This is a genomic window from Nonomuraea rhodomycinica (assembly GCF_013363995.1).
GTDB classification, from domain to species: domain Bacteria; phylum Actinomycetota; class Actinomycetes; order Streptosporangiales; family Streptosporangiaceae; genus Nonomuraea; species Nonomuraea rhodomycinica.
The window spans coordinates 1,040,429-1,053,146 of record NZ_JABWGO010000002.1 but is presented as its reverse complement, the minus strand read 5'-3'; the positions used below and the strand labels follow the sequence as shown (position 1 = coordinate 1,053,146).

General features: G+C 73.6%; 13 protein-coding genes and 1 tRNA gene. 8 read left to right on the top strand and 6 right to left on the bottom strand.

Translation table 11 applies throughout. The features are described 5' to 3' along the window. Positions 1-217: L-serine ammonia-lyase, iron-sulfur-dependent, subunit alpha (locus HT134_RS15765; protein WP_175593990.1), on the top strand; the 217-nt coding region annotated here is incomplete at its 5' end. A gap of 85 nt (positions 218-302) precedes the next feature. On the opposite strand, the gene HT134_RS15760 is transcribed toward HT134_RS15765, so the two are convergent. After that, complete coding sequence (locus HT134_RS15760; protein ID WP_175601065.1) at positions 303-803, bottom strand: hypothetical protein; 501 nt, start codon at positions 801-803, stop codon at positions 303-305. A 79-nt stretch (positions 804-882) separates the two neighbouring features. Beyond that, a complete protein-coding gene (locus HT134_RS15755; RefSeq protein ID WP_175601064.1) occupies positions 883-1,485 on the bottom strand; it encodes a DUF6286 domain-containing protein in 603 nt (200 codons plus the stop codon). A 137-nt stretch (positions 1,486-1,622) separates the two neighbouring features. On the opposite strand from HT134_RS15755, the gene HT134_RS15750 reads away from it, so the two are divergent. Continuing rightward, positions 1,623-2,816 (top strand): amino acid deaminase/aldolase, encoded by a 1,194-nt coding sequence (locus tag HT134_RS15750; protein WP_175601063.1) that lies wholly within the window; start codon positions 1,623-1,625, stop codon positions 2,814-2,816. A gap of 93 nt (positions 2,817-2,909) precedes the next feature. Here the strand turns inward: HT134_RS15750 and HT134_RS15745 are convergent, their stop codons facing one another. Continuing rightward, the gene (locus tag HT134_RS15745; protein WP_175601062.1) at positions 2,910-3,233 is read right to left on the bottom strand and encodes a DUF3618 domain-containing protein; all 324 of its coding nucleotides are present in this window, start codon (positions 3,231-3,233) and stop codon (positions 2,910-2,912) included. Positions 3,234-3,405: 172 nt separating this feature from the next. On the opposite strand from HT134_RS15745, the gene bcp reads away from it, so the two are divergent. Both bcp and HT134_RS15735 read left to right on the top strand, forming a co-directional pair. Next, a complete protein-coding gene (gene bcp, locus HT134_RS15740; RefSeq protein ID WP_175601061.1) occupies positions 3,406-3,879 on the top strand; it encodes a thioredoxin-dependent thiol peroxidase in 474 nt (157 codons plus the stop codon). A gap of 598 nt (positions 3,880-4,477) precedes the next feature. Beyond that, positions 4,478-4,550, top strand: a tRNA-Leu gene (locus HT134_RS15735). A 36-nt stretch (positions 4,551-4,586) separates the two neighbouring features. Here the strand turns inward: HT134_RS15735 and HT134_RS15730 are convergent. Next, the gene (locus HT134_RS15730; protein WP_175601060.1) at positions 4,587-5,069 is read right to left on the bottom strand and encodes a hypothetical protein; all 483 of its coding nucleotides are present in this window, start codon (positions 5,067-5,069) and stop codon (positions 4,587-4,589) included. A 403-nt stretch (positions 5,070-5,472) separates the two neighbouring features. Here HT134_RS15730 and HT134_RS15725 point away from each other — a divergent pair, with 403 nt between their 5' ends. From HT134_RS15725 to HT134_RS15710, 4 genes are all read left to right on the top strand, one after another. After that, positions 5,473-6,678, top strand: coding sequence for a sensor histidine kinase (locus HT134_RS15725; protein WP_446685758.1), 1,206 nt, complete (start codon positions 5,473-5,475; stop codon positions 6,676-6,678). Next, on the top strand, positions 6,678-7,349 hold the full coding sequence (locus HT134_RS15720) for a response regulator transcription factor (protein WP_246364398.1): 672 nt from the start codon (positions 6,678-6,680) through the stop codon (positions 7,347-7,349). Before HT134_RS15725 ends, HT134_RS15720 begins: the two co-directional genes overlap by 1 nt. A 106-nt stretch (positions 7,350-7,455) precedes the next feature. After that, the gene (locus HT134_RS15715) at positions 7,456-8,220 is read left to right on the top strand and encodes an ABC transporter ATP-binding protein (RefSeq protein ID WP_175601058.1); all 765 of its coding nucleotides are present in this window, start codon (positions 7,456-7,458) and stop codon (positions 8,218-8,220) included. Position 8,221: 1 nt separating this feature from the next. After that, on the top strand, positions 8,222-10,732 hold the full coding sequence (locus tag HT134_RS15710; RefSeq protein ID WP_175601057.1) for an ABC transporter permease: 2,511 nt from the start codon (positions 8,222-8,224) through the stop codon (positions 10,730-10,732). 134 nt (positions 10,733-10,866) lie between these two features. On the opposite strand, the gene HT134_RS15705 is transcribed toward HT134_RS15710, so the two are convergent. Continuing rightward, positions 10,867-11,136: an SUKH-4 family immunity protein gene (locus HT134_RS15705; protein WP_175601056.1), complete on the bottom strand. Its 270-nt coding sequence runs from the start codon at positions 11,134-11,136 to the stop codon at positions 10,867-10,869. A 25-nt stretch (positions 11,137-11,161) separates the two neighbouring features. Beyond that, positions 11,162-11,896: a toxin glutamine deamidase domain-containing protein gene (locus tag HT134_RS15700; RefSeq protein ID WP_312888139.1), complete on the bottom strand. Its 735-nt coding sequence runs from the start codon at positions 11,894-11,896 to the stop codon at positions 11,162-11,164. Between the last annotated feature and the right edge of the window lie 822 nt (positions 11,897-12,718).

Below are 12,718 nucleotides of genomic sequence, written 5' to 3'. Positions count from 1 at the left end.
GATCGGCGGGCTGGTGCAGATCCCGTGCATCGAGCGCAACGCGGTGGCCTCGATCAAGGCGATCACCGCGGCCCGGATCGCGCTGCGCGGCGACGGCCGCCACTTCGTCGCCCTGGACAAGGCCATCAAGACCATGCGCCAGACCGGCGCCGACATGCTGGACAAGTACAAGGAGACCTCGCGCGGCGGCCTGGCCGTCAACGTCATCGAGTGCTGACACGTCCGTCCGCGTGGCGCTCCGGCGGCGCGCCACGGGCGGCGGCGCTTCAGGCGGCGCTTCAAGCGGCGCTTCAGGCGGCGTGTCAGCGGCGGACGTGGATGCGGACGACCGTACCGGTGTCGTCGTCGCGCAGTTCGCGGCGGATGCGGCCCACGATCTCCTTGTCCAGCTTGCCGACCATCGCGCCCACGTCGGCCGACGGGGCGCAGGTGATGGCGATGCGCAGGTGGTCGCCGTCGCCCACGACGCGCACCCCCGTACGGCTCAGCCCGTCCACGTCCTTGAGGCCCACGCACAGCATGGCCGTGCCCGTGCCCGAGCGCACGCCCTGACGGCCCCAGCCGAGGCAGAGCAGCAGCCACCGCAGCGCGACCAGGCCGAGGAGCATCAGCCCGAGGGCCGCGGCCCACAGCGGCCACTGCTGCTCGGCGATCAGCCGCGCGGTCTGCTCGGGCAGCACCTTGGCCCGCGGCGACAGCCCGCCGAGCCGGTCGTCCGCGCGCAGCCACACGTACGCGCCGACGAGCAGCAGCACCGCGCCCACGACGGCCAGCCCGACCCGGTTGCCGGCGTACTGCCTCACCGTCCGCCCCTCCCGACCGTCCGCGCCGAAACCTTCGGCCGTGCCGCCCCTACCGTCCGCGCCGCGTCCCGTGCCGGGCTCACCAGCGCCTCCTTCTGCGCAGCCGGACCACGACCTCGCCCGTGCCGAGCGTGCCCACGCCCGCGAGCCGGTCCCCCACGGCGGCGCCCACCTGCCGGAGCATCGCGCCCGTGCTCTCCGCGGCCGTCGTCACGGTGACCTCGATGGTGCGCTTGCGCAGCCGTACGCGGGCCCTGGACACGCCCTCGACCTCCTGGGCGACCGCGCGCAGGGTGCGGCGCAGGCCGATCCGGGTGATGCCGATGACGATGCCGGGATCGGAGGTCTCGACCGGCACCAGGCGGCAGCGTCCGGGCATCGCGGCCAGCAGCAGCAGGCCGGCGCCCGCCGCGACGGTCCACGCCGCCCCGGCGCGCAGCTCGTTCCAGGAGTGCCGGCCGGCCAGGTCGATCAGGCGGTCCAGCGGCACCCAGCCGAGCGGCTTGCCCACCAGCGCCGCGACGATCTCGGCGGCCGACAGGCCGAGGCAGGCGGTGAGCGTCAGCGCGACGACCGTCCCGGCCGGGGTGCGCGCCGGTTTCAGCGCCCGGGTGGAACGGCGGAGCGGACTGTCCTGCGCCTCCAGGACGACGCCGGGCAGGAGCTGCTGGAGACTGCTCATCACACCGACCACAGGTACACGGGCCGGGCATCGGATGGATCATCCCCTCGCCGCCGGTTTGCCCGATCATTACGACTACCCCAGCAACATGAATTGTCCTCATGTTCAATTGCCCGATATACGGTTACGCTGCTGATATGGACGCCCGCTCCCGATACGATCGTGCCACCGAGACGCTGGACCCCCCGTTCGCCATCCTCGATCTCGACGCCATGCGGGCCAACGCCGCCGACCTCGTGCGGCGCGCGGGCGGCAAGCCGATCCGGGTGGCGACCAAGTCGATCCGCTGCCGGCCCGTGCTCGAACGCATCATGGCCATGGACGGCTTCCGCGGCCTGATGGCCTTCACCCTGCCGGAGGCGCTGTGGCTGGCGCGCTCCGGGTTCACCGACGTCCTGGTGGCGTACCCGACGGCGGACCGGGCGGCGCTCGCCGAGCTGGCCGGCGATCCGCGTCTGGCGCGGGAGATCACGGTGACCGTGGACTCGGTCGAGCACCTGGACTACGTGGACGACGCCGTGGCGGACGTCCACGCCCGCTGCGAGATCCGGATATGTCTGGACATGGACGCAGGCTTTGTCGCCTTCGGCGGGAAATTCCGGGCGGGGGCGTTGCGCTCCTCGGTGCGCGAGCCCGAGCAGGCCGCCGACCTGGCCGCCGAGATCGCCAAACGGCCGGGGTTCCGGCTGGCCGGCCTCATGGCGTACGAGGCGCAGATCGCCGGCGTCGGCGACGACCCGCCCGGCAGCCCCGCGATGACCCGCGCCATCCGCCTCATGCAGCAGCGCTCGGCCCGCGAGCTCATCACGCGGCGCGGGCGCGTCGTCAACGCCGTACGCCGGCTCTGCGACCTGGACTTCGTCAACGGCGGCGGCACCGGCTCCGTCGAGCGGACCGTGCGCGAGAAGGCCGTCACCGAGGTCGCGGCCGGCTCCGGGTTCTTCCACCCGCGCCTGTTCGACTTCTACCGGTCCTTCGCCGGGCGTCCGGCGGCGCTCTTCGCGCTGCCCGTGGTCCGCCGCCCGGCGCCGGGCACGGTGACGGTCCTCGGCGGCGGCTACGTCGCCTCCGGCGCTCCCGGCCTCAGCCGTCTTCCCCAGCCGTACCTGCCGCCCGGGCTGCGCTACGCGCCCGACGAGGGGGCCGGAGAGGTGCAGACGCCGCTGCTCGGCGAGGCGGCCGAGGACCTGCGGGTGGGCGACCGGGTGTGGTTCCGGCACGCCAAGGCGGGCGAGATGTGCGAGCGCTTCGCGGCGCTGCACCTCATCGAGGGTGACGAGCTCGTCGGCACGGTCCCGACGTACCGCGGCGAGGGCAGGACCTTCCTCTGACCTCGGGCCGCTCGGGCCGCTCGGGCCGCCACCACGCCGCTGCCGGGGAGTCGCGCCCCGGCAGCGGACGAACGATCCAGGCGAGACGGCGGCTCAGCGGCGGCGGCGCTTCCAGAGCATGACCGCGGCGCCCAGCACCAGCACGGCTCCCACCCCGATCAGCACGGGCCCCAGCTCGGGCGGCTCGTCGTCCCACGACCGCTCCGGGTCGTCCCCCAGCGCCGGCCGCCGCGTCACGCCCAGCGCGTCGCCCACGGACGCGACGAAGTACCCGGCCCGCGCCTTCATGTCGGCGACCGTACGCTCCTTCACCCGCTTGGGGCTCACGCGGTCGGCGATGGCGTCGACCGTCTGCGCCAGCTCCGCCCGGGTCCGAGCGATCCGGCGCTCCAGCTCGTCGGGATCGGTGTCTGCCATGTCTCTCCCCACGCTCATGTCGGCCGCGCCCGTCCGGCGTGGCCGCTCCGCGGCACGCACGAGCGCGTCGGCTCTGGTCGCGATCAGTCTGTCAGGTCGTTACCGGGTACGGCACAGCGGGCGGACGGCATGCCGGCCCGGTAGGTTTTGCTGGACGTACTCAGGAGGACCCATGACCGAAACCAAGCTCGCGCCCGGCGACGCCGCGCCCGAGTTCACGCTACCCGCAGCGGGCGGAAACACCGTCTCCCTGGGCGATTTCCGCGGCAAGCGCGTGATCCTCTACTTCTACCCGGCCGCCATGACGCCGGGCTGCACCAAGCAGGCGTGCGACTTCCGCGACAACCTCGCGCAGCTCACCGCCGAAGGATTCGCCGTCCTCGGCGTGTCCAAGGACAAGCCCGCCAAGCTGGACAAGTTCGTGGAGCGCGACGCGCTGACGTTCCCGCTGCTGTCCGACCCGGACCTGGAGGTCCACCAGGCGTACGGCGCGTACGGCACCAAGAAGCTGTACGGCAAGGAGGTCGTCGGCGTCATCCGCTCGACCTTCGTCATCGACGCCGACGGAAAGATCGAGCAGGCGCTCTACAACGTGAAGGCCACGGGGCACGTCGCGTCCCTGAAGAAGAAGCTCGGCCTCGCCTGACCATCCCGGCCCGCGGGCCCTTTCCCGGGGCCCGCGCCGTCGCCGTCACGCAGCAAGATCGGCTTCATCTCGGCGACATACTGAAACAGTGTGACAAATGCCGCAGGGCGTATGGACCCCGGGAAATGTCGCGCCGTTTCCTATGCTCGGTCCATGGCGGCCTATATCGAGTACACGCGCGAGATGCTGGAGGAGGCGGCAGCGGCTTCTCGGCGTCAAGTGGACCGGCGGCAGCCATGCGCGCATCAGCCGCCGCCTCAGGCACCACGGCATCGACACTTCACACTTCGTCGGCCAGGCCCACGGCCGGGGCAGCGCTCCCACAGCGCGAGGCCGCATGGGCGGATTCTCGCGTTGCGCCCCCGGAGTCGATACGCGAGAAGGCGCCGACACTGCGCCGGGCACTACGGGAAGCCGGGGTTCCCTACGCGTGCGCAGCCTGTAGGATTGACGGGACGTGGCAGGGAAAGCCGCTTACGCTCCATGTCGACCACATGAACGGGAATTGGCTCGGCAACCGGCTGGAGAATCTGCGCTTCCTCTGCCCGAATTGCCATTCCCAGACCGACAATTACGCCGGCCGGGGAAAGGCGACCAAGGGGTCGTAGCCCAATGGCAGAGGCGCAGTCTTTAGGTGGCTGTAAGTGTGGGTTCGAATCCCACCGGCCCTACATCTCATCCCGGAGACCTCCTCCGGGTCACGTCTGTCACCCCGTACGCGTCGGGGTCGGGGTAGGTATCCCCGTGCCCGGAAGGGTCGGGGTGGGCGGAACGGCTGGGAACGACGGCGGCATCGGGACGACCGTGGGCACCGGGGCCACGGACGGCACCGGGACGACAGGGGGCATCGGCGGGTACGGGGCGCCGTAGCGGCAGTACGTCCCGCCGGGCGCCGGGCGGCAGTCCGGGTAGGCGCGGGGCAGGTGCTCCCACTCCTGGTAGGGGTCCCAGCCGGACCGGGGACCCCAGGGGACGGCCCGGTCGTGGTGGGTGACGCCGACGACCACCGCGACGGCCGCGCCGCCCAGCAGGCCGCCGACGATCAGGCCGATGAGGCCTGCGCCGATGATCTGGGTCGGCTTCTGGCGCAGGAAGCCGCGGAACGAGGTGTCCGGGCGAGGAGGGCGCGGAGATGGCGGCGAGGGGCTCCAGCCGGAGCTCGCGTGCGCCGCCGCGGAAGTCTCGCCCACGGAAGTCCCACGCACGGAAGTCCCGCCCGCGGAAAGCCCGGGTTCAGCGGGGCCGCGCTCAGAAGTCCCACCCTCCGAAGTCCCGCCCTCCGAAGTCCGACCCTCGGAAGGCCCGCCCGCGGGAGGAGCGTGCTCCGGTGGAGGCTGCGGTAAGGAGGTGGAGGGGGGAGGCTGCGCCCCGGGGACCGGGTCGCGCGGCGCTTCCTCGTCGCCGCGCGACCCAACTTCGCGATCATGATCCGCCATCACGATCTCCCTTTACTGCCCCGTCGGGGGCGCTCCCAAGGTCAACTATGCCCAAGGAGCCGTAAGGCAGGCGTAAGACCGGGACGATGTCAGACCTGGGTCGTACACCGACTTCCACCTTCAGGCGGACACAGCCTCAGCAGGCCGTACATATCGTATGGATGTGTTCGGCAGGGTACATGCATGGTCCAAGCGCCATGCCAAGGTGATGGACGCCCTCCGGGGAGCGCCCCTCGTGGTGCTGGCGCTGGTGACCGCCCGGCCGTACGCGACCGGCACCGTCGTGAGCTCGGGCACGCCGCTGCACCTGGCGCAGTACGTGATCCTGTCGGCCCTGCTGATCGTCCCGCTGCTGTGGCAGCGGCGCAGGCCGCTGGAGACGTTCGCGGCCGTGTCGCTCGTCTCCTTCGGGCAGTGGGCGCTCGGCTTCGACCCGGTCCCGGCCAACCTGTCCGTGCTGATGGCCCTGTGGTCGGTGGCCTACGGGTGCGCGCTCCGGTGGGCGCTGGCGGCCGGGCTGATCGCCGAGCTGGGCGTGTACCTGGTGCTGGTGCACTGGCACGCGGTCTCGTTCAGCATGTTCTTCAGCGGCTCCATCTTCGTCGTGACCACCTGGCTGACCGGCCTGTACGCGAACACGCGCCGCCGTTTCCTGGAGGGCCTGGAGGAACGCGCCGAGCGGGCCGAGCGCGAGCGCGACCAGCAGGCGCGGCTGGCGGCCACGGCCGAGCGGGCGAGGATCGCCCGGGAGCTGCACGACGTGGTGGCGCACAACGTCAGCGTGATGGTGGTCCAGGCCGACGGCGCCGGCTACATGATCGACCGTGACCCGGAGCAGGTGCGCCAGGCCGTGCGCAACATCTCGCGCACCGGCCGCGACGCGCTGGCCGAGATGCGGCGGCTGGTCGGCGTGCTGCGCGCGGACCGCGAGGACGAGGGCGGGGACGGCGCCGCCGGCACCGACTACACGCCTCAGCCGGGGCTGGCGCAGCTGGAGGAGCTGGTGCGGGGCGCGGGCGTGCCGGCGCGGCTGCGGGTGACCGGCCCGCCGTGCGACCTGCCGGAGGGCCAGCAGCTCGCCGTCTACCGCATCATCCAGGAGGCCCTGACGAACGCGCTCAAGCACGGCGGGCCCGGCGTGCGGGCGCTGGTGGAGCTCACGTACGGCCGGGCGGAGCTGGTGGTGCGGGTGACCGACGACGGGCGGGGCGCCGCGGCGCCGCGCAGCCACGACGGCCACGGGCTGGTCGGGATGCGCGAACGGGTCGGCATGTACGGCGGGGCGGTCTCGGCCGAGCCGCGCCGGGGCGGCGGGTTCGAGGTGCTGGCCCGGCTGCCCGTTCCCGCCGGAAGGGCCGCCTGATGAGCGGCGACGGGGGCCCGCGCATCCGGGTGATGCTGGTGGACGACCAGCAGCTGCTGCGGGCCGGGTTCAGGATGGTGCTCGGGGCGCAGCCCGACATCGAGGTGGTGGCCGAGGCGGGCGACGGCGCGCAGGCGCTGGAGACGCTGCGCGGCACCGACGTGGACGTGGTCCTCATGGACGTGCGCATGCCCGGCATGGACGGCGTCGAGGCGACCGCCCGCATCCGCGGCCCCAAGGTGCTCATCCTGACGACGTTCGACCTCGACGAGTACGCGTTCGCGGCCGTGAAGGCCGGGGCGTCGGGGTTCCTGCTGAAGGACGTGCCGCCGGACGACCTGGTCAACGCGATCAGGGCCGTGCACGCCGGCGACGCGGTCATGGCGCCCAGCACCCTGCGGCGCATGCTCGACCGGTTCGCCGCGAACCTCCCGGACCAGGCGCCGCCCGACGACGCGGGACTGACTCCGCGCGAGCGCGAGGTGCTGCTGATGGTGGCCCGCGGCCTGTCTAACCTGGAGATCGCCGCCGCGCTGGCGGTGGCCGAGGCGACCGTGAAGACGCACCTGGGGCGGGTGCTGGCCAAGCTGGGGCTCCGGGACCGGGCGCAGGCGGTCGTGTACGCGTACGAGGCGGGGCTCGTCGTGCCGTCCCATCGGCCGAATGGTTGACCGCCGTCATCTGGCGGCTTATCCGAAATCCCTCCTCAGGGCCCATTTTTCCCACACATCTCCCTCATAGCGTGAGTCGCGTTCCCCAACCCTCGAAGGAGCGAACGTGACCATCACCGAGACCGAGGCCGGCAGCCGGCGCCGGGCCGCCCCCGCCGTGGAGGCGCGCGGCCTGACCAAGGTGTACGGCCAGGGCGACGCGAAGGTGTACGCCCTGCGCGAGGTGGACGTGACGTTCGAGACCGGCGCGTTCACGGCCATCATGGGCCCGTCCGGCTCGGGCAAGTCCACGCTGATGCACTGCCTGGCCGGGCTGGACACGGCCACCTCGGGCACCGTGCGCGTCGGCGACGTGGAGCTGACCGGCCTCAGCGACAAGCGGCTGACGCTGCTGCGCCGCGAGCGGATCGGCTTCGTGTTCCAGGCGTTCAACCTGCTGCCGACGCTGACCGCCGAGCAGAACATCCGGCTGCCGCTGGAGATCGCGGCCCGCCAGGCCGACCAGGTGCTGTTCGACCGGGTCGTGGAGACCGTCGGCCTGCGCGACCGCCTCGGCCACCGGCCGGCGGAGCTGTCCGGCGGCCAGCAGCAGCGCGTGGCCGTGGCGCGGGCGCTCATCAGCAAGCCGCAGGTGATCTTCGCGGACGAGCCGACCGGCAACCTGGACTCGCGCAGCGGCGCCGAGGTGCTGTCGTTCCTGCGCGCCTCGGTGCGGGAGCTCGGGCAGACGATCGTCATGGTCACGCACGACCCGGTGGCCGCCGCGCACGCCGACCGGGTGATCTTCCTGCGCGACGGCGAGCTGGTCACCGAGCTGACCGCGCCCACCCCGCAGTCGGTGCTCGACACGCTGATGAAGCTGGAAGGCTGAGATGCTGAGGACCACGCTGGCCGGGCTGCGGGCGCACCGGCTCAGGCTGCTGCTCACGTCCCTCGCGATCACGCTGGGCGTGGGGTTCATCGCGGGCACGTTCGTGCTGACGGACACCATCGAGGCCGGCTTCGCGCAGAAGGTCACGGCCGACGCCGGCAAGGTCAGTGTGGCCGTGCTGGCCGGGGGGCCGGACGGCCGCCTGCCCGCGGCGCTGCTGGACGAGGTGCGGGCCCTGCCGGGCGTCACGGACGCGCAGGGCGTCGTCCGCGGACCGGCGCCGCTGATCGGCAAGGACGGCAAGACCGCCGGCAACGCGCCGACGACTGCCCTGTCGATCGCGTCGGGGCCGCTGAACCGCGCAGTGATCGTCTCGGGCACGGGCCCGGGCTCCGACGACCAGGCGGCGGTGCTCGACGAGAACACCGCCAAGGCCCAGGGCCTGAAGACCGGCGACACGATCACCGTGCTGGACCCCCAGGGCCGCAAGCGGGCGTTCCGCCTGGTCGGCCTCCTCGACCCGGGCGTGGACCAGCAGCTCGCCTACACCGGCGTGGTCGGCTTCACCCCGGCCATGGCGCGGCGGATGACGGGCGAGAAGGGCTTTCGCGAGATCGACGTCGCGGGCGCCGACCCGGCGCGGCTGCGGACCGCGGTCGCCGCGGTGGCGGGCGGCTCCGGCCGCGAGGTGATCACCGGCGAGCAGCTCGCGGAACGGCTCGCCCGGCAGGCCGGCGTCGAGACGAAGGCGCTGACCGTGGGCCTGCTCATGTTCGGGCTGGTGTCCATGCTGGTGGCGGCGCTGGTCATCTACAACACGTTCACGATCCTGGTCGCGCAGCGCACCCGGGAGATGGCGCTGCTGCGCTGCATCGGCGCGACGCGGGGCCAGGTGTTCGGCTCGGTGCTGCTGGAGTCGGCGGTGATCGGGCTGCTGTCGTCGGTGCTCGGGCTGCTCGCCGGCTACGGGCTGGGCGCGGCGACCCTCGCGGTCCTGAGCGCCCTGGAGGCGCCGCTGCCGACGGGCGCCTCCGTGCGGCTGGCGCCGGGCACCATCGCCGTCGGGCTGGCCGTCGGCCTGCTCGTCACGGTCGGCTCGGCGGTGCTGCCGGCCCGCGCCTCCACGCGGGTCGCGCCGGTGGCGGCGCTGCGCACGCAGGTGGAGGAGCAGGTGTTCCGCACCGGCCTGATCCGGGTGCTCGCCGCGGGCCTGTTCCTGCTGGCCGGCCTGGGCCTGGCCGGGGTCGGCGCGCTGGTGCTGGAGCCGGGGCAGCAGGTGTCGCTGATCGTGGTCATGGCCGGGGGCGCGGTGACGTTCCTCGGCGTGCTCATCCTCGGGCCCGTGCTGGTCAGGCCGCTCAGCGCGGTCATCGGGGCGGTCCCGGCCCGGCTGTTCGGCGTGCCGGGACGGCTGGCCGTGGACAACTCCGGCCGCAACCCGAAGCGGGCGGCCACCACCACGGTCGCGCTGACCGTGGGCGTGACGCTGATGACGCTCATCTCCGTGCTCGCCGCCTCCACCCGGGTGACGCTGACCTCCAAGCTGGACGACCAGTTCCCCATCGACTACGTGGTGGCCACCCAGGAACGCGACTCCACGATCCCCCGCTCGGTCGGCGAGGAGCTGCGGCGGCGGCCGGAGCTGGCCTCCGTGGTGCAGGTGCGCTTCGCCGAGGCGAAGGTGAGCGGGCCGAAGGGCGGCGCGGGGCGCCTGGAGGTGGGCACGTACAGCGGGCCGATGGCGCCGCCCGTGACGGCTGGCTCGACGCGCGGTCTCGGCGACGGGCAGGTCGCGGTCGCGGACGACGTGGCCGGGCGGCTCGGCGTCCGGGTCGGCGACTCGCTGTCGGTCGCCACCGGGCGGGCCGGGCCGGTCAGGCTCGCCGTCGTCGCCTTGCTGAACGCCTCCGAGTCGACGCTGCCGGAGCTGACCGTGGCCGAGGGCGCCTTCGACCGGTACTTCGGGGCGGTGCCCGACTCCCGGGTGATGATCGACGCCAGGGACGGGGTGGCGCCGGAGCGGTCCCGGGCGGTGGTGGACGCGGCGACGGCGGCGTACCCGACGGTCAAGGTGTCCAGCTCCACCGAGGTGCGCGGCGAGTTCGACGAGACCCTCGACATGCTGCTGATGATCGTCACGGGGCTGCTGGGGCTGGCCATCCTCATCTCGCTGCTCGGCATCGCCAACACGCTGTCGCTGTCGGTCCACGAGCGGACCCGGGAGTCGGCGCTGCTGCGGGCCCTCGGCCTCACGCGCCCGCAGCTGCGCCGGATGCTGTCGGTGGAGGCGCTGGTGCTCGGGCTGATCGGGGCGCTGGTCGGGGTCGTGCTGGGCGCGGTGTTCGGCTGGGCCGCCGTACGGGCCATGATCGACGGGGCGGTGTACGCGGTGCCGTACGGGCAGGTCGCGCTGTTCGTGGCGCTGTCGGGGGTGGCGGGGGTGCTGGCGGCGGTGCTGCCGGCGCGGCGCGCGGCCCGCGCCTCGATCGTCGGCGCGCTGGCGAGCGGCTGACCCGAGGCCCCTGCGCCGATCTCCGGCGCCGCCGAGGGGCGCCCGCGCCGCTCGCTGCGGCTGATCCAGGCCCGCGCGCTTCCGCGGAGGTCTGAGTGATGGGGTCTCAGCGAAGAGGTCTCAACGAGGACGTCTCAGCGAGGGGTACGGCCGGGCCACAGCTCGGCCACCGTCTCCGGGTCGAGCAGGGGACGGCTCACGATCTCCCCGGACACCCGGTCGATCACGATGCAGCCGCCCCCGACGGTGCCCGGCAGCGTGGCCGGGTCGTCGGGGTCGGGCTCGCGGACCCACGCCACGTACCCCTCCGCGAACCCGTGGACCCCCACCCGCACCGGGTCGTCCACCGGCCGCACTCCGTTGAAGTACTCCTCCGCCACCGCCCTGGCCTGGTCGAGGTCCACGGCGCTCACCCCTGCCCGCCGCGGCTCACCGCGGCCGCCCGTACCGGTCGACGATGACGCAGAACACCCCGGTCACCGTCGTGTAGGGAGGATCGACCGCCATGTGGCCGCGCTGGGCGTCGATCCAGATGACCTCGCCGCCGAAGTTCACGGCGTTCCACGCGTGGGAGCCTCCTCCCGGCCAGCGCACCACGATGATGGCCGCGGCCCCGTGCCCGGCCTCGATCAGCCGCCGCGCGACCAGCGGGTAGGCGTGCCGCCCGTGACCGGCGTACTCGAACCGGTGCCCGACCCAGCGCTCGATCCTGGCCGCGCCGCCCGTCTCGCCGGTCAGCACCGGGCGGCCGAGCCGGTCGTACTCGGGGTGCCGGGGCGCCGCGGCGGCGGGCTCGCCGTGCCAGGTGGACAGCACCGCGAGCGCGCAGTCGGCGGCGTTGGAGGCCCTGAACGGGTCGTCGGCCGGGCCGCCGCCGTTGATGAGCCGCACCCAGGTGCCGCGCGGGTCGGGGAAGCGGGTGCCGGGCGGGACGGCGCGGCGCAGGTCGTGCTCGACCTGCGGGTCGGGACGCGCCAGCCCTCCCGCGGCGCCGTACGGGCGGCAGTCGGCGAGCCGCGGCGGCCTTGCGGGCCCGTCGAACCAGTCGGGGGCCGCCACGGGCCGTCCCGGGTCTCCCCCGGCCGCCGCCGCCCATCCGGCCGGGCCCGTGGGGGGCCGATGATCGGTGGCCGCCCACGCCGAGACCCGAATGCCGTCCGCCACGCTGTCACGAACGTCGCCCGGGAGGGCGCCGGGCGCGGTGTCGCGAACATCACCCCGCGAACCGCCCGGCGCCGTGTCACGGGCATCACCCCGCAAACCGCCAGGCGCGTTATCGCGAACGTCACCCCGCAAACCGCCAGGCGCGTTATCGCGAACGTCACCCCGCAAACCGCCAGGCGCGTTATCGCGAACGTCACCCTGCAAAGCGCCCGGCGGCGTGTCACGGACGTCGCCCCGCGCGGTGGCGGGCGCCTTGTCCGGTGCGGTGCCTCTCATGAGGGGGCCGATGAGGTTGCTCGCGGCGTCCCTGGTGAGGTCGCTCTTGGTGCCCCTGGCGACGTCGCTCGCGGCGTCCCTGGCGAGGTGTCTTGTGGGGTCCTGCGTGGGGAGTTCCCAGGGGGACCTGCCTGAGGGGTCGCCGGCGCGGGCGTCTCCGGGCGTGGCCCGCCCCGCCGGGGGCGAGGCGGGCGGATGGGCAACAGAGCCTGCCGTCTCGGGCAGCGCGGACGAAGGGACCGCGGACGCGTCCGGCCACGCGGGCGAGAACGCCGTCAGCGCGTCCCGCGGGCACGCGGACGAGAACGCCGTCGGCGCGTCCGGCGGGAGCTCCTCCGGTGGCTGTTCCCCCAGGAGCACGGCCAGGGCCGGGGATCGCGGGTCCGGCGCGGCCGGGTCGGGCGGGCCGGGGTCGGTGGGGGTGGGGGCGGCGGCGCGCTCGTAGTCGCGCCATCGCACGCCGTCCCCCACCACCGGGTCGTAACGCCCTCCGGGAAGGACCCATCGGGCGCGGGACTTGCGGTCGCGGGTCACGTCCTGCCTCCT

Coding starts and splice junctions, on each gene's coding strand:
- HT134_RS15755 (WP_175601064.1), bottom strand. CDS start 1,485: ATGAGCAGTCTCCAGCAGCTCCTGCCCGGCGTCGTCCTGGAGGCGCAG.
- HT134_RS15750 (WP_175601063.1), top strand. CDS start 1,623: ATGGACGCCCGCTCCCGATACGATCGTGCCACCGAGACGCTGGACCCC.
- HT134_RS15745 (WP_175601062.1), bottom strand. CDS start 3,233: ATGGCAGACACCGATCCCGACGAGCTGGAGCGCCGGATCGCTCGGACC.
- bcp (WP_175601061.1), top strand. CDS start 3,406: ATGACCGAAACCAAGCTCGCGCCCGGCGACGCCGCGCCCGAGTTCACG.
- HT134_RS15725 (WP_446685758.1), top strand. CDS start 5,473: ATGGATGTGTTCGGCAGGGTACATGCATGGTCCAAGCGCCATGCCAAG.
- HT134_RS15720 (WP_246364398.1), top strand. CDS start 6,678: ATGAGCGGCGACGGGGGCCCGCGCATCCGGGTGATGCTGGTGGACGAC.
- HT134_RS15710 (WP_175601057.1), top strand. CDS start 8,222: ATGCTGAGGACCACGCTGGCCGGGCTGCGGGCGCACCGGCTCAGGCTG.